This window comes from Pseudomonas sp. CM25 (assembly GCF_013179705.1).
Classification (GTDB): Bacteria; Pseudomonadota; Gammaproteobacteria; order Pseudomonadales; family Pseudomonadaceae; genus Aquipseudomonas.
Window position 1 is genome coordinate 1 of record NZ_JABMCW010000076.1, and the last position, 19,498, is coordinate 19,498.

General features: G+C 64.1%; 15 protein-coding genes and 2 pseudogenes. 12 read left to right on the forward strand and 5 right to left on the reverse strand.

Translation table 11 applies throughout. The annotated features are described in order from the left end of the window. Nucleotides 1–99, forward strand: a pseudogene (locus HP546_RS10915) (sigma 54-interacting transcriptional regulator); the annotation flags it as partial. A gap of 88 nt (nt 100–187) precedes the next feature. Here HP546_RS10915 and HP546_RS10920 read toward each other — a convergent pair. From HP546_RS10920 to gap, 4 genes are all read right to left on the reverse strand, one after another. Then, on the reverse strand, nt 188–2,788 hold the full coding sequence (locus HP546_RS10920; RefSeq protein ID WP_172224372.1) for a TonB-dependent receptor: 2,601 nt from the start codon (nt 2,786–2,788) through the stop codon (nt 188–190). A 125-nt stretch (nt 2,789–2,913) separates the two neighbouring features. Next, nucleotides 2,914–3,876, reverse strand: coding sequence for a FecR domain-containing protein (locus HP546_RS10925; RefSeq protein WP_172224375.1), 963 nt, complete (start codon nt 3,874–3,876; stop codon nt 2,914–2,916). Between the two features lie 91 nt (nt 3,877–3,967). Then, nucleotides 3,968–4,480: an RNA polymerase sigma factor gene (locus HP546_RS10930; RefSeq protein ID WP_172224378.1), complete on the reverse strand. Its 513-nt coding sequence runs from the start codon at nt 4,478–4,480 to the stop codon at nt 3,968–3,970. Nucleotides 4,481–4,684: 204 nt separating this feature from the next. Continuing rightward, nucleotides 4,685–5,686, reverse strand: coding sequence for a type I glyceraldehyde-3-phosphate dehydrogenase (gene gap, locus HP546_RS10935; RefSeq protein ID WP_172224381.1), 1,002 nt, complete (start codon nt 5,684–5,686; stop codon nt 4,685–4,687). A 264-nt stretch (nt 5,687–5,950) separates the two neighbouring features. Here gap and edd point away from each other — a divergent pair, with 264 nt between their 5' ends. The 11 genes from edd (at nt 5,951) to HP546_RS10990 (ending at nt 19,372) form a co-directional block, all read left to right on the forward strand. After that, entirely contained in the window at nt 5,951–7,777 is a 1,827-nt protein-coding gene (gene edd / locus HP546_RS10940; RefSeq protein WP_172224384.1) for a phosphogluconate dehydratase, read from the forward strand. Next, nucleotides 7,774–8,733 carry a glucokinase gene (locus HP546_RS10945; RefSeq protein WP_172224387.1) on the forward strand — a complete coding sequence of 320 codons (960 nt, stop codon included), beginning with the start codon at nt 7,774–7,776 and terminating at the stop codon, nt 8,731–8,733. The genes edd and HP546_RS10945 overlap by 4 nt, the downstream gene beginning before the upstream one ends. Before the next feature lie 186 nt (nt 8,734–8,919). Further along, a complete protein-coding gene (gene gltR, locus HP546_RS10950; protein WP_172224390.1) occupies nt 8,920–9,645 on the forward strand; it encodes a two-component system response regulator GltR in 726 nt (241 codons plus the stop codon). Further along, nucleotides 9,626–11,080 carry an ATP-binding protein gene (locus HP546_RS10955; protein ID WP_172224414.1) on the forward strand — a complete coding sequence of 485 codons (1,455 nt, stop codon included), beginning with the start codon at nt 9,626–9,628 and terminating at the stop codon, nt 11,078–11,080. The genes gltR and HP546_RS10955 overlap by 20 nt, the downstream gene beginning before the upstream one ends. 228 nt (nt 11,081–11,308) lie before the next feature. After that, nucleotides 11,309–12,556: an AGE family epimerase/isomerase gene (locus tag HP546_RS10960; protein ID WP_172224393.1), complete on the forward strand. Its 1,248-nt coding sequence runs from the start codon at nt 11,309–11,311 to the stop codon at nt 12,554–12,556. A gap of 107 nt (nt 12,557–12,663) precedes the next feature. Beyond that, nucleotides 12,664–13,950 carry an ABC transporter substrate-binding protein gene (locus HP546_RS10965; RefSeq protein ID WP_172224396.1) on the forward strand — a complete coding sequence of 429 codons (1,287 nt, stop codon included), beginning with the start codon at nt 12,664–12,666 and terminating at the stop codon, nt 13,948–13,950. 160 nt (nt 13,951–14,110) lie between these two features. Beyond that, nucleotides 14,111–15,019, forward strand: a complete 909-nt coding sequence (locus HP546_RS10970; RefSeq protein ID WP_172224399.1) for a carbohydrate ABC transporter permease — start codon at nt 14,111–14,113, stop codon at nt 15,017–15,019. Beyond that, nucleotides 15,012–15,857: a carbohydrate ABC transporter permease gene (locus HP546_RS10975; protein ID WP_172224402.1), complete on the forward strand. Its 846-nt coding sequence runs from the start codon at nt 15,012–15,014 to the stop codon at nt 15,855–15,857. The genes HP546_RS10970 and HP546_RS10975 overlap by 8 nt, the downstream gene beginning before the upstream one ends. A 3-nt stretch (nt 15,858–15,860) precedes the next feature. Then, nucleotides 15,861–17,015, forward strand: coding sequence for an ABC transporter ATP-binding protein (locus tag HP546_RS10980; protein ID WP_172224405.1), 1,155 nt, complete (start codon nt 15,861–15,863; stop codon nt 17,013–17,015). Between the two features lie 41 nt (nt 17,016–17,056). Next, complete coding sequence (locus HP546_RS10985) at nt 17,057–18,400, forward strand: carbohydrate porin (protein ID WP_172224408.1); 1,344 nt, start codon at nt 17,057–17,059, stop codon at nt 18,398–18,400. Between the two features lie 117 nt (nt 18,401–18,517). After that, nucleotides 18,518–19,372: a D-hexose-6-phosphate mutarotase gene (locus tag HP546_RS10990; protein WP_172224411.1), complete on the forward strand. Its 855-nt coding sequence runs from the start codon at nt 18,518–18,520 to the stop codon at nt 19,370–19,372. On the opposite strand, the pseudogene HP546_RS10995 reads toward HP546_RS10990, so the two are convergent. Next, nucleotides 19,365–19,498: pseudogene (locus tag HP546_RS10995) on the reverse strand (transcriptional regulator HexR); the annotation flags it as partial. The gene HP546_RS10990 and the pseudogene HP546_RS10995 overlap by 8 nt on opposite strands.

Here is a 19,498-nt window from a genome sequence, read left to right on the forward strand (position 1 = left end):
GCCATCCCCGACAACATGCTCGAGGCCACGCTGTTCGGCCACGAGAAGGGCGCCTTCACTGGTGCCATTGCCGCGCAGGCGGGCAAGTTCGAGCAGGCGCTCCCACAGGAACATCACAGGTCCAAGACCTGCGTGATACCTGTGGGAGCGGGTTCACCCGCGAAGAGGCCGGCACAGGCGGTAGAGATCAGATATCCCACACCACATTGATACCGAAGTTGCGCCCCGGCATGGTCAGGCGGTCGATGTTGGCCGGCTGGGTCACCGCGGCCTCACCCTGGCCGTCGTAGCTGCGGATCGAATCCCACTGCCAGTACTTCTTGTCGGTGAGGTTGTACAACCCGGCGTTGATGGTCACGTCGTCGGTGACCTTGTAGAAGCCGGTCAGGTCCAGCACGCCGTAACCCGGGGTGCGGAACTTCGAGGTCGAGCCGTCAGGCGAATAGAAGGTGCCGTCGTCCACCCGGGTTTTGCGCTTGACCAGCGTCCAGCTCAGCAGGCCGCCGTAGTTCTGTTGCTCGTAGCCCAGGCCGAATACGCCCTTCAGTGGGTTGACGGTGTTCAGCGGCTGGCCGGTATCATCGTTGCGGCCGTAGGTGTAGGCGATCGAACCCTGGGTATACAGGCCCTGAGGTGCACCGAAGTGGTCGAGGTTCAGGCGGCCCTTGACCTCGGCACCCTTGATGGTGGCGTGCTTGATGTTGTTGGCCTGGAAGGTCTGCTCCAGGTTGGCGCTTTGCACGGCGTCTTCGTCGATGAAGTCGCGGTACTTGTTGTAGTACACCGCCACGTCGAAGTTGCCGGCGACGAAGTTGCCACGCAGGCCGGTTTCGTAGCTTTTGCTCTTCTCCGGTTCGAGGCCCGGGTTGCCTTCTACGCGGTAGCCTTCCTCGAGGTTGACGAATTTGCCGTACATGGACTTGGCGGTCGGTGTACGGAAGCCTTCGGCGTACTGGCCGTACCAGGTGTAGTTGTCGTTGAAGGCATAGGTCAGGCCGAACTTGGGCGACACGCGGTGCCACTTCTTGTCCGAGTCGTCCTGCGACGTCGGCGCCGTGCCGGTGGACTCCAGGCCACGCAGGAACTCCTCGGTGAACGTGGGCTCCATGCGCGTGTAGTCGTAGCGTGCGCCGGGCATGAAGGTCCAGTTGTTCCAGCGGATTTCATCCTGCATGAACAGGCTGTAGGTGTTCACCGTCGGGTCCGGGAAGTCGCTGACCAGCACCTGGCCGTCTGCCGGGCGTTCGGCACCGACGGCGGAGCAGCCCGCGCCCACGGTCAGGCAGGTGCCGGTGCCGCTGCGCGAGCCGGTGACCTTTTCATGCTTGAGGGTAATGCCATAGGTCAGCAGGTGGTCGGTGGCGCCGATGCTGAAGGCTTTGTCCAGCTGGGCGTCGAACACCCACTGGCGGTCTTTGTAGGTAGTGTCGCGGGTTCGCAGTACCTGACGGCCAGGCGGCGCATAGACTTCTTCGGTGTGCTGGTCGGTCTTGGCGATCTGGTAGTTCAGGCTCCACTTCACATGGTCGGCGACCCGCGAATCCAGGCCGAACTCATGGTTGATGCCGTAGCGCTCGCGGGTGATGGTGTCGTTGCCATTGCGCGCCTTGTAGTAGCCCATGCCACCGAAGCCAGGAATGAACGGCCCGCCCACCGCACTGAGGATGTTCTGGTCGCGGTCATCCTTGTAGCGCTCGAAGGTGAAGCCCAGGCGGGCATCGTCGGCGTAGTTCCAGCCCAGCTTGGCCAGTACGTTGGTGGTGCGCACGTCCATCGGGTTGGCTTCGGTGCGCGACAGGCCGTCACCGCTGTGGCTACCGTGGGTTTCGGTTTCGTGGCCGTTGCGCTGGCTCAGGTGCAGCAGGCCGTCGACATCGCCTTGGCGGCCGGCGACGGTGGCAGAGGTCAGCCAGCTTTCGTCAGCCGAGCTGTAGCCGGTCTTCAGGCGCGCACCCACGTCCTTGCCGGGCTTGATGATGTCGTCCGGGTCGAGGGTGAAGTAGCTGACCGCGCCGCCGATGGCGTTGCTGCCATACAGTACCGAAGCCGGGCCGCGGAGGATTTCCACGCGCTTGACGATCTCCGGGTCCACGTAGTTGCGCTGGGTCTGGGCGTACGGGCCGTAGAAAAAGCTGTCAGGGATCGACACTCCGTCGACCTGGGTAAGGATCCGCTCGCCGTCGATACCCCGAATGTTGTAGCCGTTCAGGCCGCTGCGCTGGCCGGTGCCGGCCACCGACACACCCGGCTCGTAGCGCACCAGGTCCTGGATGTTGTTGACGTTCTGCCGGTCCAGTTGCTCGCGGGTCTGCACGCTGACGGTGCTAGGCACCTGGCTTGCGTCCTGGGCGCTGCGGGTGGCGCTGACGGTGACCTGTTGCAGGGCTACCACATTGCCGCCGGCCTGGCGCTCGAGCACCACATTGCCGTTACTGATCTTGCGAAAGCCCAGGCCGGTACCGTTGAGCAGGCGCTTGAGTGCGGCTTCCGCCGGTAGCGCGCCCTGCACCCCCGGCGACGCCACGCCGTCGGCCAGCTCGGCGCTGAAGCCGACCTGCCAGCCGGTGACCTGGCTGAAGGCGTTGATTGCCGACACCAGCGGCTGCTGGCCGATGCTGAAGCGGTAGTCACCGATGCGCGGGCTGCTGGCCTGGCCCTGCTCCCCAGCGGAGCCTGCAGCCAGCGCTGGCAGGCTGCAGGCGCCGCTGGCGAGCAGGGCCAGGGTCAACAGGGACAATTGCCCTGTGCGGCGAGGAAGGATGGACGAGCGGGTAGGACCTGTGGACATCGAAAGCGCTCCCAGACGCGCGGACTGTTATAGGTGATGGCTGTTCTCGTTATCAAACAAGAATCAGTTGCATTGGCTATAACGAGACGGGCGGGGTAGCGCAGTCGCGTAAAAATAATTTCAGGTCAGTCGAGAATGACCAGCGCAGGGTACTCGTGCAGTTGCGCAGAGGTGATGTGAGCCAGGGCCCGCAGGGTTTCCAGCGGTTGGTCGAGGCGATAGTTGCCGGTGACCGCTACGTCTTCGAGCTGCGTGTTGCGATTGATGATCCAGCCCGGGTAGTAGCGGCGCACCTCGGCCAGCACCTGGCTCAGCGGGCAGTTCTCGAACACCAGGCGGCCGTCGATCCAGGCCAGGTCCTTGTGCATGTCGGGGCGCTGGCGCTGACCGAAGCCCTGCGGCCCTACGTTGATGCTGTCGCCAGCGCTCAGGCGGATACGCTGGTCACGGCCGCCTTGCAGGTCGACATCGCCGCGCTGCACCCGCACCTGCGCCTCGCCGTCGACGTAACGCACGGCGAAGTCGGTATCGCGTACTTGCGCACGCAATGGTCCGGCCTGCACTTCCAGTGGCAGCCGCGCGCCATCGGGCACCTGGAAATACGCCTCGCCCTGCAGCAGCCGCGCCACCTGGCGGCCGTCGCGCAGGTCGCTGGCGAAGGCCGAATTGGTATTGAGCAACACTTTCGCGCCGTCATCCAGTTGCAAGCGCTGGCGCTCGCCAACCACCGTGAGGTGGTCGGCCTGCAGGCGCATGGGCAGGTTGCCCAGGGTGAACAGGCCCACCAGCAACACCGCGGCGGTAGCCATGGGTTTCCAGTGGCTGCGCAGGCGCCCTCTCCAGGAGCGGCGTTTTTGCTGGTGCAGGTGCCCGGCCACCTGATGCAGCGGGCTACCGTTCCACAGGGCCTCTGCCTCGACATACGCCTCGGCGTTTTCAGGTGCAGCGCAAAGCCAGGCTTCAAAGGCCTGGGTATCTTGTGCATCCGCGCATTGCAGGCGTACCAGCCAGTCCAGCGCCTCGTCCATGGCACGAGCACGGGCGCTAGGCCCGGCGGGTGACGGGCGAGGGGCGGGGCTGTCGGTCACGGTGAATCCTTGAATGGTTTTTTTTCGAATGATCAAGGCTAAGGCGGTGTGTGGCAAGGGCTTTGCGCTGCTGCACTGGCCAGCGGTCGGCTCACTTCAAGCGCTCGGCGACGCCCATGCAGATGGCCATGATCAGTTTCAATTCCTTTTGTACCGTGCTGGACGAAACATTCAGCTGTTCGGCAATTTCCAGGTAGGTGGCGCCATGCAGGCGGCTGAGGATGAATATGCGCTGCTGGCGTTCGCTCAGCTGGTTGAGACTGACGCTCAGGTGCTTGAGCAACTGCTCGGCATGGGCCGCATCTTCGCTGCTGGTGGCGGGGGCGGCGACACTGTGCAGCACTTCGTCGGGCACGTCGTCGACCAGCATGCGTGCCTGCACCCGGCGTGCGCGCAGGTGGTCAAGCGCCAGGTTGCGTGCGGTCTGGAACACGAACGGTTCGATGTGCTCGATGGGCCGTTCGCCCAACGCGCGGGATACCCGCAGGTAGGTTTCCTGCAGCAGGTCCTCGGCCGTGCTGGGATTACCTACCATGCGCTGGAGGGTACGCAGCAGGGTCAGGCGCTGGATGAGGAAAACGGAATTGAACCGGGACTGACTCACGGGTGGACCTGGCCGACGAAAGGTTAATGATAATGCTTATCATCTTTGCGGAAGGTCAAGTGTGGAAGTGTTAGGAAAAGGTAAAGATTGTGAGTAAGGGCTTGAAGGTGCCTGCCGGGGAATTCACATCGGCTGTAAGATCGAGCGCCGCGCGGGCGGCGCTCGGTCTCACAGGCGCAGATAGCAGATAATGGCAAGCCGAACTCACCGCGCCCGGCACAGCGCCAGACAGTTATCCAGCATGCGGTTGCTGAACCCCCACTCATTGTCATACCAGGCCATCACCTTGAGCATGCGCCCGTTGGCCTTGGTGTGGTTGGCATCGAAGATCGACGACAGCGGGTTATGGTTGAAATCGCATGAAACCAACGGCAGGGCGTTGTAGCCCAACACTCTGGAATGCTTGCTGGCTTCGAGAAACAGCTGATTCACCTGCTCGGCCGTGGCTTCACGCTTGAGGTTCACGGTGAGGTCCACCAGCGACACGTTGATCACCGGCACCCGCACCGACATGCCGGTGAGCTTGCCCGCCAGTTCCGGCAGCACCAGGCCCACAGCCTCGGCGGCGCCGGTCTTGCTCGGGATCATCGACTGGGTCGCCGAGCGCGCGCGGTACGGGTCGCTGTGGTACACGTCGGTCAGCACCTGGTCGTTGGTGTAGGCATGGATGGTGGTCATCAGGCCCTGTTCGATGCCGAACTCGCGGTCCAGCACCTGGGCAATCGGCGCCAGGCAGTTGGTGGTGCAGGAGGCATTGGAAATGACCTGGTGCGAAGACCGCAGGATGTCGTGGTTGACTCCGTATACCACAGTGGCATCGGCGCCTTTGGCTGGCGCCGACACAATCACCTTGCCAGCCCCGGCGGCCAGGTGTGCGGCGGCCTTGGTGCGGTCGGTGAACAGACCGGTGCACTCGAACACCACATCGATGGCCTCGGCCTTCCAGGGTAGCTCGGCCGGGTTGCGGATGGCGCTGACCGCAATGCGGTCGCCATTCACCGTCAGGCTCTCATGGTCCGCCTCGACAATGGCATCGAAGGTGCCATGCACGCTGTCGTATTTCAGCAGGTGGGCATTCATGGCGCTGTCGCCCAGGTCGTTGATGGCGACGACCTGCAGGTCCTGGCGGTAGCCTTGGGTATACAGTGCGCGCAGGACGTTGCGCCCGATGCGGCCGAATCCGTTGATGGCGATGCGTAGGGTCATGGCAGTACCTCTGGCAGTCCGAGTGAAACCTGTGGCACAAAGGAGCTTCACTGAAACGGTTTTGTTGTTGGAATTACAAGATTATTCACTATCAGATAGAAAACAAGCCTTTTTAGTGGCAGTATTTTGTTTAAACATACAACGAGTGGTTGGGCGATGTGCCCCCAGCGTTGCACCAGGCCCTTTACCTTGAGCCTAGGCCGCAATCGTTTGGAGGGGAAATGCCCGGTAAACCGCCCTTACAATTAGCCTGGAGTCCAGTACATGCACCCGCGCATCCTTGAGGTCACCCAGCGGCTGATCGAACGCAGCCGTGCCACCCGCGAACGCTACCTGCAGCTGATTCGCGGGGCGGCCAGTGACGGCCCCATGCGCGCCAGCCTGCAGTGCGCCAACTTCGCCCATGGCGTGGCCGGTTGCGGCAGCGACGACAAGCAGACCCTGCGGCTGATGAACGCGGCCAACGTGGCTATCGTTTCGGCGTATAACGACATGCTCTCGGCGCACCAGCCGTATTTGCACTTCCCCGAGCAGATCAAGCAGGCCCTGCGCGAGGTGGGTTCGGTGGGCCAGTTCGCCGGTGGCGTGCCGGCCATGTGCGACGGAGTGACCCAGGGCGAGCCAGGCATGGAACTGGCCATCGCCAGCCGCGAGGTGATCGCCATGTCCACCGCCGTGGCCCTGTCGCACAACATGTTCGATGGCGCGCTGATGCTGGGCATCTGCGACAAGATTGTCCCCGGCCTGATGATGGGCGCCCTGCGCTTTGGCCACCTGCCGACTATTTTCGTCCCGGGCGGGCCGATGGTGTCGGGCATTTCCAACAAGCAGAAAGCCGATGTACGCCAGCGCTATGCCGAGGGCAAGGCCAGCCGCGAAGAGCTGCTGGAGTCGGAGATGAACTCCTACCACAGCCCGGGCACCTGCACGTTCTACGGCACCGCCAACACCAACCAGCTGGTGATGGAAGTCATGGGCCTGCACCTGCCCGGCGCCTCGTTCGTCAACCCGTACACCCCGCTGCGCGACGCGCTCACCGCCGAGGCCGCACGGCAGGTGACGCGCATGACCAAGGCCAGCGGCAGCTTCATGCCGCTGGGCGAAGTCGTCGACGAGAAGGCGCTGGTCAACTCGATCGTCGCCCTGCATGCCACCGGCGGCTCGACCAACCACACCCTGCACATCCCGGCGATTGCCCAGGCGGCGGGTATCCAGCTGACCTGGCAGGACATGGCCGACCTGTCCGAGGTGGTGCCGACCCTGTCCCACGTCTATCCCAACGGCAAGGCTGACATCAACCACTTCCAGGCGGCTGGCGGCATGGCCTTCCTGATTCGCGAGCTGCTCGACGCCGGGCTGCTGCATGAAGACGTCAACACCGTCGCCGGCCCCGGCCTGCGCCGTTACACCCAGGAACCGTTTCTCGACAACGGCAAGCTGGTGTGGCGCGAAGGGCCGCAGCACAGCCTGGACGAGACCATCCTGCGCCCGGTGGCGCGGCCGTTTTCGGCCGAAGGTGGCCTGCGCGTCATGGAAGGCAACCTCGGCCGTGGGGTGATGAAGGTGTCTGCCGTTGCCCCCGAGCACCGCGTGGTGGAAGCCCCGGCGCGGGTGTTCCACGACCAGCAGTCGCTGGCCGATGCGTTCAAGGCCGGCGAGCTGGAGTGTGACTTTGTTGCGGTGGTGCGTTTCCAGGGCCCGCGCTGCAATGGCATGCCCGAACTGCACAAGCTCACGCCCTTCCTGGGGGTGCTGCAGGACCGTGGCTACAAGGTGGCGCTGGTCACCGACGGGCGCATGTCGGGTGCCTCGGGCAAGATCCCTGCGGCTATCCACGTGTGCCCCGAAGCTTATGATGGCGGCCCGCTGGCGCGCGTGCGTGAGGGTGATATGGTGCGGGTCGATGGTGTCGAAGGCACGCTGCGGGTGATGGTGTCGGCCGAAGAACTGGCCAGCCGTGACCTGCCGCCGGCGCCCCAGGGCAACGACCTGGGTTGCGGGCGCGAGCTGTTCGGCTTCATGCGCATGGCGTTCAGCCCCGCAGAGCAGGGCGCCAGTGCATTCACTTCGGCCCTGGAGAACCTCAAATGAAGGACTTGCTGGTTGGCGACATCGGCGGCACCAATGCCCGTTTTGCGTTGTGGCGTGACAACCAGCTGCATGAAGTGAAAGTCTTCGCCACCGAGGATTACACCAGCCCTGAACAGGCCATCGAAGCCTATCTGCAGGGGCAGGGCATTGCTCGCGGTGGCGTGGCCGCGGCCTGCCTGGCAGTGGCCGGGCCGGTCGATGGCGATGAATTCCGCTTTACCAACAACCATTGGCGGCTCAGCCGTACGGCGTTCTGCAGGACCTTGCAGGTCGGGCAGTTGTTGCTGGTCAACGACTTCACCGCCATGGCGTTGGGCATGACCCGCCTGCGCGAGGGGGAGTTTCGCGAAGTGTGCCCCGGCACGGCTGACCCGTCGCGCCCGGCACTGGTCATCGGGCCTGGTACCGGCCTGGGCGTGGGCTCGCTGCTGCGCCTGGGCGAAAAGCACTGGCAGGCCCTGCCCGGCGAAGGCGGGCATGTCGACTTGCCGGTGGGCAATGCCCGCGAAGCGGCGATCCACCAGCAGATCCATGGCCAGATCGGCCACGTCAGTGCCGAGACGGTGCTCAGCGGGGGAGGTCTTGTGCGTTTGTACCAGGCGATCTGCGCGCTGGACGGAGACATACCGCGACACAAGACCCCGGCGCACATCACCGATGCCGCGCTGGGCGGCGAGCCGCGGGCGCTGGCGGTGGTCGAGCAGTTCTGCCGCTTCCTGGGGCGAGTGGCCGGTAACAATGTGCTGACCTTGGGCGCGCGGGGCGGGGTCTATATTGTCGGCGGGGTGATCCCGCGCTTTGCCGAGCTGTTCCTGCGCAGTGGGTTTGCCACAAGTTTTGCCGACAAGGGTTGCATGAGTGGTTATTTTGCCGGCGTGCCGGTGTGGTTGGTGACGGCGGAGTTTTCCGGGTTGCTGGGGGCCGGGGTGGCCTTGCAGCAGGCGCTGGATCACTGACAGTTGAAGGGGGCCGCAGCGCGGCCCGATCGCCGGCAAGCCAGCTCCCACACCGATCGCGACAAGACTGGATTTGTACACTAACTGTGGGAGCCCGGCTTGCCGGCGATGGGCTGCAACTCAGCCCCGGAAGGCAACACCGTACAGCAGGCAAAAGACCTGCAATCAACAAGAGGAAGGACCACCTTGAGCACTGCCGGCAAATCGATCCTGATGGTCGACGACGACCAGGAAATCCGCGAACTGCTGCAAACCTACCTGAGCCGTTCCGGCTTCCAGGTGCATGCCGAAGCGGACGGCAGGGGCTTTCGCCAGGCCCTCGAATCCACCCCTTGCGACCTGGTCATCCTCGACGTGATGCTGCCCGACGAAGACGGCTTCAGCCTGTGCCGCTGGGTGCGCCAGCATCCCCGTCTGGCACGGGTGCCGATCATCATGCTCACCGCCAGCTCCGACGAAGCCGACCGGGTCATTGGCCTGGAACTGGGCGCAGACGACTACCTGGGCAAGCCCTTCAGCCCCCGCGAATTGCAAGCGCGGATCAAGGCCCTGCTGCGCCGTGCCGAATTCGGCCAGGCAGCACCGGTCAGTGCCGTGCTGGCCTTCGACGACTGGCGCCTGGACACGGTCAGCCATCGCCTGTTCCACCGTGACGGTGAAGAGGTGATCCTCTCGGGCGCCGACTTCGCCCTGCTCAAGCTTTTTCTCGACCGCCCACAGCAGATCCTCGATCGTGACACCATCGGCAACGCCACCCGTGGCCGCGAGCCGATGCCGCTGGACCGCATCGTCGACATGGCGGTCAGCCGCCTGCGCCAGCGCCTGCGCGACACCGACAAACCCCCACGGCTGATCCGCACGGTGCGTGGCAGTGGCTACCTGCTGGCTGCGCATGTCTGCAGTGCATCCTGAGCGGCGCTGGCGCCTGCTGCCTCGTTCGCTGCTGGCGCGCATGCTGTTGCTGACCCTGCTGGTGGTGGTGCTGGCCCAGGGTTTGTCGAGCATCATCTGGGTCGCCCAGCTGCGCGCCAGCCAGGTTCAGGGCCTGCGCGCCAGCGCCAGCAGCCTGGCCCATTCGATGAGCGCCAGTGTCAGCTACTTCCGCTCGCTGCCGGTGGCCTACCGGCCACTGGTGCTAGACCAGCTGCGCAGCATGGGGGGCACGCGCTTTTTCGTGTCGCTCAATGCCAAGCCGCTGGACATGCCGGTACTGCCCGTCACGCCGCGCAAGCAGGCGGTGATCGAGGTGTTCCAGCAAGTGCTGCATGAGCGCCTGGGCGCGCAGATGGACATTTCCGTCGAGTTCGTCGCCCCGGATGACCTGCGCATCTTCAACAGTGGCTTGAAGCTCGACGAACTGCCACGTTCCTGGGCGCATTATTCGCTGACCCTGGAGCCGCTCAACCCGCCGGTGCTGGTAACGCAGATCCGCCTGGCTGAGGGCGAGTGGCTGTACATCGCCTCGCTGCTGCCCGAGCCCTACACCAGCCTTGAGGCCGAACGCCTGCCACGCCAGCAGATCGGCTTCATCGTGCTGACCACCGCCTTGCTGCTGTTGTTCATCGGCCTGCTGGTGCACTGGCAGAGCTGGCCGCTGAAACGGCTGGCGCGGGCCGCGCGCGAGATGTCGCTGGGCGCCGATGTGGCGCCGGTGGCCGAAGGTGGCGGCAGTGAAGTGGTCGAAGTGAGTCGGGCGTTCAACAGCATGCGCGAGCGTATCAGCCGTTATCTGACCGAGCGCAGCCAGCTGTTCAGCGCCATTTCCCACGACCTGCGTACGCCGATCACCCGCCTGCGGTTGCGTGTCGAACTGCTCGAAGACGAGCGCCTGCAGGCCAAGTTCAGCCAGGACCTGGACGAACTGGAGCTGCTGGTCAAAGGCGCGTTGCAGTGCGTGAAGGACACTGACATCCACGAGAACATCGAGCCTGTCGACCTCAACCAGGTGCTGGAGATTCTGGCCGAGCCGTACCTGGGCGATGGCCGCATCACGTTGCTGGGGCGGGCGTTGGCGCCGTATGCGGGCAAGCCGCTGGCGCTGCGGCGCTGCATTGGCAACCTGATCGACAATGCCATCAAGTACGGCGAGCGGGCACGGTTGCGCATCATCGACAGTGCCGAGGGGTTTGTGCTGCAGGTGGACGACCAGGGCCCCGGGGTGCCGCAGCAGCAGCTGGAGCAGGTGTTCGAGCCGCATTTTCGCCTGGCCGGGCAGCAGCAGGGGTATGGGCTGGGGTTGGGAATTGCGCGCAACATTGCCCATAGCCATGGCGGGGAAGTGAGTTTGCTGAACCTGCGCGAGGGCGGGTTACGGGTGACCTTGTATCTACCGCGGGGTATGGACTGACTTTATGCGCTGGCAGTTCTGGCCCTATCGCCGGCACGCCAGCTTCCACAATGACCGCACGGGGTTCAAGGTTTGCACTGTAGCTGTGGGAGCTGGCTTGCCGGCGATAGGGCCGTTGCAGGTCACTCAATTGTCACTGTCGAGTGACAAACCTGCCGTCCTTCGTGACATCCGCCCAAATCCCGCTGGCTAGAATTCGCAAACGACTGGCAAGGAGCAAGCTGGCCCATGACCCCCCTCGACCTGCCAGCAACCAGCTGGCTCAATGCCCCGGCCCATTCCAACTGGCGCCAGGCTGAAGCACATCGCCTGCTGGCCTTTGCCAAGGCCGCGAAACTGCCGGACGGCTTCGGTAACCTCGATGCCAAAGGGCAGCTCGCCCCCGGCGCCCGCGCCCAAACCATGAACACCGCCCGCATGACCCACTGCTTCGCCCTGGCCCATCTGCAGGGTGTGCCTGGCTACCTGGCCTATGCCGAGCACGGCGTGACCGCCCTGCGCGGGGCCATGCAAGATGCCCGCTACGGCGGCTGGTTCGCCCACCCCGGCGGCCATGATGACAGCGGCAAGGCGGCCTACCTGCATGCCTTTGTCGCCCTGGCCGCCAGTTCGGCGGTAGTAGCGGGTGTCGACGATGCGCCCGCTTTGCTGGCAGACGCGGCCCAAGTGCTGGAGTCGCATTTCTGGTGCGAAGGGGAAGGCGCCCTGCGCGAAACCTTGTCCCGTGCGTGGCAGTTGCCTGAACCGTATCGGGGCGCCAACAGCAACATGCACGCGACCGAGGCCTTCCTGGCGCTTGCAGACGTCACCCGCAACACGCTGTGGCTGCAACGCGCCCTGCGCATCGCCGAACGCATCATCCATACCTATGCCGCCGCCAACGGCCACCGGGTGATCGAGCATTTCGACGCGTTATGGCAACCGCTGCCGCACTACAACCAGGAACACCCGGCCGACCACTTCCGCCCTTATGGCACCACGCCCGGGCACGCGCTGGAATGGGCGCGGCTGCTGTTGCACCTGGAGGCCAGCCTTGCGCAGGCCGGCCTGCACGCACCGGACTGGCTGCTTGGCAGCGCCCGCGCGCTGTTCGACGGCGCTTGTGGGCAGGCGTGGCATGCCGATGGCGCCCCGGGCTTTGTCTACACCCTGGACTGGGCCGATCGCCCGGTGGTGCACGCGCGTTTGCACTGGGTGCACGCCGAGGCCTGCGCCGCCGCCGCCGCGTTGTTGCAAAGGACCGGCGAGGCGCATTACGAGCAGTGGTACCGGCGCTGCTGGGACTTCATCGCCAACCATTTCATCGACCACACCGCGGGCAGTTGGCACCACGAGCTCGATGCGCTGAACCAGCCGGCCGGGAGCATCTGGCCGGGCAAACCCGACCTTTATCACGCCTGCCAGGCACTGCTGTTGCCCGGCTTGCCGCTGGCGCCGAGCCTGGCCAGCGCCTTGGCCGGCAATGTAACCAGATGATGACATTCAAGCATCGCTTCGTTACCTGACGAGGCGGGCGGGCTGTTTAGACTCCATGCAACGCAAGCGCTCGACTTGCACGGCATAACAACAAGAAAGGTGCTTCGATGAATTCCACACTCCGTCTCGCTGCCGCAATTTCCTTGGCCTCGATACTGCCCTTCAGTGCCCAGGCTGCCGACGCCAAAGGCAGCGTCGAGGTCGTGCACTGGTGGACCTCGGGTGGCGAAAAAGCAGCCGTCGATGTGCTCAAGGCCCAAGTCGAAAAAGATGGCTTCACCTGGAAGGACGGTGCCGTTGCTGGCGGCGGTGGTGCCACTGCCATGACCGTACTCAAGAGCCGCGCCGTGGCCGGCAACCCGCCGGGTGTCGCGCAAATCAAAGGCCCGGACATCCAGGACTGGGCGGCCACCGGGCTGCTCGACGCGGATGTGCTCAAGGAGGTGGCCAAGGCCGAAAACTGGGATTCGCTGCTCGACAAGAAAGTCGCCGATACCGTCAAGTACGACGGTGACTATGTCGCCGTGCCGGTCAACATCCATCGCATCAACTGGCTGTGGATCAACCCTGAAGTGTTCAAGAAAGCCGGTATCGACAAGCCGCCGACCACCCTCGACGAATTCTATGCGGTTGCCGACAAACTCAAGGCGGCCGGTTTCATCCCGCTCGCCCATGGTGGGCAGCCGTGGCAGGACAGCACGGTGTTCGAAAGCGTGGTGCTGTCGGTGATGGGTGCAGATGGCTACAAGAAGGCCATGGTCGACCTCGACAGCGCAACCCTCACCGGCCCGCAGATGGTCAAGGCGCTGACCGAGCTGAAAAAAGTCGCCACCTACATGGACCCGGATGGCAAAGGCCAGGACTGGAACCTGGAAGCCGCCAAGGTCATCAACGGCAAGGCCGGCATGCAGATCATGGGCGACTGGGCCAAGAGCGAATGGACCCTGGCGAAGAAAACCGCCGGCACGGACTACCAGTGCGTGCCGTTCCCCGGCACCGAAAAGGCCTTCCTGTACAACATCGACTCGCTGGTGGTGTTCAAGCAGAACGACGCCGGCACCGCTGCCGGCCAGCAGGACATTGCCCGCAAGGTGCTGGGCGAGGACTTCCAGAAGGTCTTCAGCAGCAACAAGGGCTCGATCCCGGTGCGCAACGACATGCTGGCCGACATGGGCAAGTATGGTTTTGATGCCTGCGCGCAGACCTCCGCCAAGGACTTCCTTGCCGACACAAAAAATGGCGGCCTGCAGCCGAGCATGGCGCACAACATGGCCACCACGCTGGCCGTGCAGGGGGCGTTCTTCGATGTGGTGACCAACTACATCAACGACCCCAAGGCCGACCCGGCCGATGCGGCGAAGAAGCTGGCGGCTGCCATCAAGTCCGCCCAGTAAAGCGCTGATGGCCCTATCGCCGGCAAGCCAGCTCCCACAGGGTATTCACTGCCTTTGAAAACTGTGGGTTACCTGTGGGAGCTGGCTTGCCGGCGATAGGGCCAGTACCGACAACACAAAAGGCAGAGCCACGCACTGTCTGGGCTTCGGGTACCACATCATGACCACTACAACCGCTCAACTGCGGGCCTCACCCTTGGACGCGCTACAGCGCTGGCTGCCCAAACTGGTGCTGGCGCCAAGCATGATCATCGTCCTGGTGGGCTTCTACGGCTACATCCTCTGGACCTTCGTGCTGTCCTTCACCACCTCGACCTTCCTGCCCACCTACAAGTGGGCGGGCCTGGCGCAATACGCGCGGCTGCTCGACAACGATCGCTGGTGGGTGGCGAGCAAGAACCTGCTGGTTTTCGGTGGCCTGTTCATCGCCATCAGCCTGGTCATCGGCGTGTTGCTGGCGGTATTGCTGGACCAGCGCATCCGCCGCGAGGGCTTCATCCGCACCCTATACCTGTACCCCATGGCGCTGTCGATGATCGTCACCGGCACGGCATGGAAGTGGCTGCTCAACCCCGGCATGGGCCTGGACAAGCTGCTGCGCGACTGGGGCTGGGAAGGCTTTCGGCTGGACTGGCTGATCGACCCTGACCGGGTGGTGTACTGCCTGGTGATTGCCGCCGTGTGGCAGGCCTCGGGCTTCATCATGGCGATGTTCCTGGCCGGTCTGCGCGGCGTCGACCCGTCGATCATCCGCGCTGCGCAAATCGACGGCGCCAGCCTGCCGCGCATCTACTGGCGAGTGGTGCTGCCCAGCCTGCGCCCGGTGTTCTTCAGCTCGCTGATGATCCTTTCGCACATCGCCATCAAGAGCTTCGACCTGGTCGCGGCGATGACTGCCGGTGGCCCCGGGTACTCGTCCGACCTGCCGGCGATGTTCATGTATTCGTTCACCTTCAGCCGCGGCCAGATGGGCATGGGTTCGGCCAGCGCCATGCTCATGCTCGGGGCGATCCTCGCGATCCTCGTGCCTTACCTGTATTCGGAGCTGCGGAGCAAACGCCATGCATAGCCCTGCCCAAAAACCGCCACTGAGCCCCAGCCGCATCGCCATCCACGTGGTGTTGCTGATTGCTGTGCTGCTGTACCTGGTGCCGCTGGTAGTGATGCTGCTGACCAGCTTCAAGACCCCGGAAGACATCAGCACCGGCAACCTGCTCAGCTGGCCCTCGGTGATCACCGGCATCGGCTGGATCAAGGCCTGGGGCACGGTCAGCGGCTACTTCTGGAACTCGATCATGATCACCGTGCCTGCGGTACTGATCTCCACCGCCATTGGCGCGCTGAACGGCTACGTGCTGTCGATGTGGCGCTTTCGCGGTTCGCAGCTGTTCTTCGGCCTGCTGCTGTTCGGCTGCTTCCTGCCGTTCCAGACCGTGCTGCTGCCGGCCTCGTTCACCCTTGGCAAGCTCGGCCTGGCCAGCACCACCAGTGGCCTGGTGCTGGTGCACGTGGTCTACGGCCTGGCCTTTACCACGCTGTTCTTCCGCAACTTCTACGTGAGCATCCCCGAGGCGCTGGTCAAGGCTGCTCGCCTGGACGGAGCCGGGTTCTTCACCATCTTCCGCCGCATCATCCTGCCGATGTCGACGCCGATCATCATGGTCTGCCTGATCTGGCAGTTCACCCAGATCTGGAACGACTTCCTGTTCGGGGTGGTGTTCTCCAGCGGCGAATCGCAACCGATCACCGTGGCCCTGAACAACCTGGTCAATACCAGCACCGGGGCCAAGGAATACAACGTCGACATGGCGGCGGCGATGATTGCCGGCCTGCCAACGCTGCTGGTCTACGTGGTGGCAGGCAAATATTTCGTCCGCGGGCTGACGGCCGGCGCGGTAAAGGGGTAAGTCATGGCAACGCTCGAACTTCGCAATGTGAACAAGACCTACGGCAGTGGTTTGCCAGACACCCTGAAGGATATCCAGCTGTCGATCAGGGACGGCGAGTTCCTGATCCTGGTCGGCCCGTCGGGCTGTGGCAAATCCACCTTGATGAACTGCATCGCCGGGCTGGAGCAGATCAGCGGCGGCGCGATACTGATCGACCAGCAAGACGTCAGCGGCATGAGCCCCAAGGATCGCGACATCGCCATGGTGTTCCAGTCCTACGCGCTGTACCCGACCATGAGCGTGCGCGAAAACATCGAGTTTGGCCTGAAGATCCGCAAGCTGCCGCAGGCCGCCATCGACGAGGAAGTGGCGCGCGTGGCCAGGCTGCTGCAGATCGAGCACCTGCTGGCGCGCAAGCCGGCGCAACTGTCCGGTGGCCAGCAGCAGCGCGTGGCCATGGGCCGGGCGCTGGCGCGGCGGCCGAAGATCTACCTGTTCGACGAGCCGCTGTCCAACCTCGACGCCAAGCTGCGGGTCGAGATGCGCACCGAAATGAAACTGATGCACCAGCGCCTGAAGACCACCACCGTGTACGTCACCCATGACCAGATCGAGGCCATGACCCTGGGCGACAAGGTGGCGGTGATGAAGGACGGCATCATCCAGCAGTTCGGCACCCCGCAGCAGATCTACAACGACCCGGCCAACCAGTTCGTGGCCAGTTTCATCGGCTCGCCGCCGATGAATTTCATTCCGGTGCGGCTGACGCAGCAGGATGGCCGACTGCTGGCGCTGCTCGACAGCGGCCAGGCGCGCTGCGCGCTGCCTCTGGGCGTGGCGGCTGACGACCTTGACGGCCGCGAGATCATCCTTGGTATCCGCCCGGAGCAGATTACCCTGGGGGCAGCAGAGGGCAATGGCCTGCCGGGCATTCGCGCCGAGGTGCAGGTGACCGAGCCCACCGGGCCGGACCTGCTGGTATTCGTCACCCTCAACCAGACCAAGGTGTGCTGCCGCCTGGCACCGGACGTGGAGTGCCGGATCGGCGACAGCCTGAACCTGCAACTGGACCCGGCCCGGGTGCTGCTGTTCGATGCCGACAGCGGCCAGCGCCTGCGCCTGGCCAGCACTGGCGCAACCGCCAAGGACAACGTGGCTCACTTCAAAGGCCGTTGACTCGTCTACACCATCAATAAGAAAAAAGAGGACGCAAAGGGATGGAACAGCGCAAACGCATCAGGACATTGGGCTCGCTGGCATTGCTCGCCGTGGTCGGCAGCAGCGGCGCGCAGGCTGCCGAGGCATTTTCCAGCGAATCGAAATGGATGACCGGCGACTGGGGCGGCACGCGCACCGAGTTGCTGGACAAGGGCTATGACTTCACCCTCGATTACGTCGGCGAGGTGGCCGGCAATCTGAACGGGGGCTACAACGACGACAAGACCGCACGCTACAGCGACCAGTTTGCCCTCGGTGCGCACCTGGACCTGCAGAAGATTCTTGGCTGGCACGATGCCGAGTTCAAACTGGCGATCACCGAGCGCAGCGGGCGCAACCTGTCCAACGACCGCATCAGTGATCCGCGTGCCGGGCAGTTCAGCTCGGTGCAGGAGGTGTGGGGCCGCGGCCAGACCTGGCGCCTGACGCAGATGTGGGTCAAGCAGAAGTACTTCGACGGCACGCTGGACGTGAAATTCGGCCGCTTCGGCGAGGGCGAGGACTTCAACAGCTTCCCCTGCGACTTCCAGAACCTGGCCTTCTGCGGCTCGCAGGTGGGCAACTGGGTAGGCGGCATCTGGTACAACTGGCCGGTCAGCCAGTGGGCGCTGCGGGTGAAGTACAACATCACACCGGAATTCTTCGTCCAGGTCGGCGCCTTCGAGCAGAACCCCTCCAACCTGGAAACCGGCAATGGCTTCAAGCTCAGCGGCAGCGGTACCAAGGGGGCCATCCTGCCGGTAGAGGCCGTGTGGTCGCCCAAGGTCAATGGCCTGCCGGGCGAGTACCGCCTGGGCTACTACTACAGCACGGCGAATGCCGACGATGTGTTCGACGACGTCAACGGCAACCCGCAGGCGCTCAGCGGTGGCGCCTTCAAGTCGCACTCCAGCAAGCATGGCTGGTGGGTGGTCGCGCAGCAGCAGGTGACTGCCCAAGGCGGCGATATCAACCGAGGCCTGAGCCTGTTCGCCAACTTCACGGTGCATGACAAGGCCACCAACGTGGTCGACAACTACCAGCAGGTGGGACTGGTCTACAAGGGTGCCTTCGACGCCCGCCCCAAGGATGACATCGGCTTCGGTGTGGCGCGTATTCATGTAAATGACGACGTTAAGAAGCGCGCCGAACTGCTCAACGCCCAGAGCGGTATCAGTGATTACGACAACGCAGGCTTCGTGCCGCTGCAGCGTACCGAGTACAACGCCGAGCTCTACTACGGCTTCCATGTCACCAACTGGCTGACCGTGCGGCCCAACTTGCAGTACATCAAGAGCCCTGGCGGGGTGGATGAAGTGGACAACGCGCTGGTCGCAGGTTTGAAGATTCAGTCGTCATTCTGAGGGCAATTGTTGTAAATTTACGCCAATCCCTTTTCGGTTCCCGGCACCCACTGGCCTGCAGTGGGTGTCGGGGATAGGCCGAGACAGCGCTATCTCAAACAACAAGAGCTCTGAACCATGCCCGAACATCCGCTCCATCGCTTCTTTTCCTCGCAGCGGCCAAGGCCGACATTCGAGTGGGAGCGTTACCAGCAGCGCGATGTGCTGATCATCGATCATCCCCGTTGCCAGGCAGTGTTCAGCCGCCAGGGCGCGCAGCTGCTGCACTTTCAACCGGCCGGAGAACGGCCTTGGCTGTGGTGCGCCGAGCAGTGGCCGCAGGTGGGGGCGATTCGCGGGGGCGTACCGGTGTGCTGGCCCTGGTATGGCCGCCACCCCAGCGAAGACCTGTGGCCAGCCCATGGCTGGGCACGCCTGCTGGACTGGAAGCTGGTGGACAGCCGCGAGGACGAGGAGGGCGTGACCCTGAAGTGGCGGCTGGACCTGTGCGACTGGCAGGTCGACCTGCATGCGCGGCTGGGAAGCCGCATGGAACTGAGCCTGAGTACCGAGCACCAGGACAGTGAACCTTGCCAGCTGAGCCATGCGCTGCTGGCCTACTGGCGCATCAGTGACGTGTCCGAGATAGCGCTGTCCGGGCTTGAGGATATCGAGGGCTACGACCGCCTGAACCGCCAGGCCTGCCGTGAAGATGGCGCGCTGAAGCCCAGGGGTGGCTGCCAGAAGGTCTACCCGGGAACGCCGCGCGTGCAGTTACAGGACCCGGCCTGGCAGCGCGAGCTGTGCATCGATACCGGCGACAGCGATGACACGGTGGTGTGGCACCCCGGCAACCGCCCGTTGATGGGCGTGAGCGGCCGCGAATCCCAGCGATTTATCTGCGTCGAGGCCGCCAGCGGCAGTGGCGAAGGCCTGAGCCTGGCCCCAGGGCAACGCGCCCACCTGCGGCTGCAGGCGCACCGGCTCAGTTGAGTTCGTCGTCCTCGATCGGGTAGCGGCTGGCGTTGAGGCTTTCCTTGATCTTGCGCAGGTGCGGCTGGAAATCCACACCGCGGCGCAAGGTCATGCCGGTGGCCAGCACATCGAGCACGGTCAGCT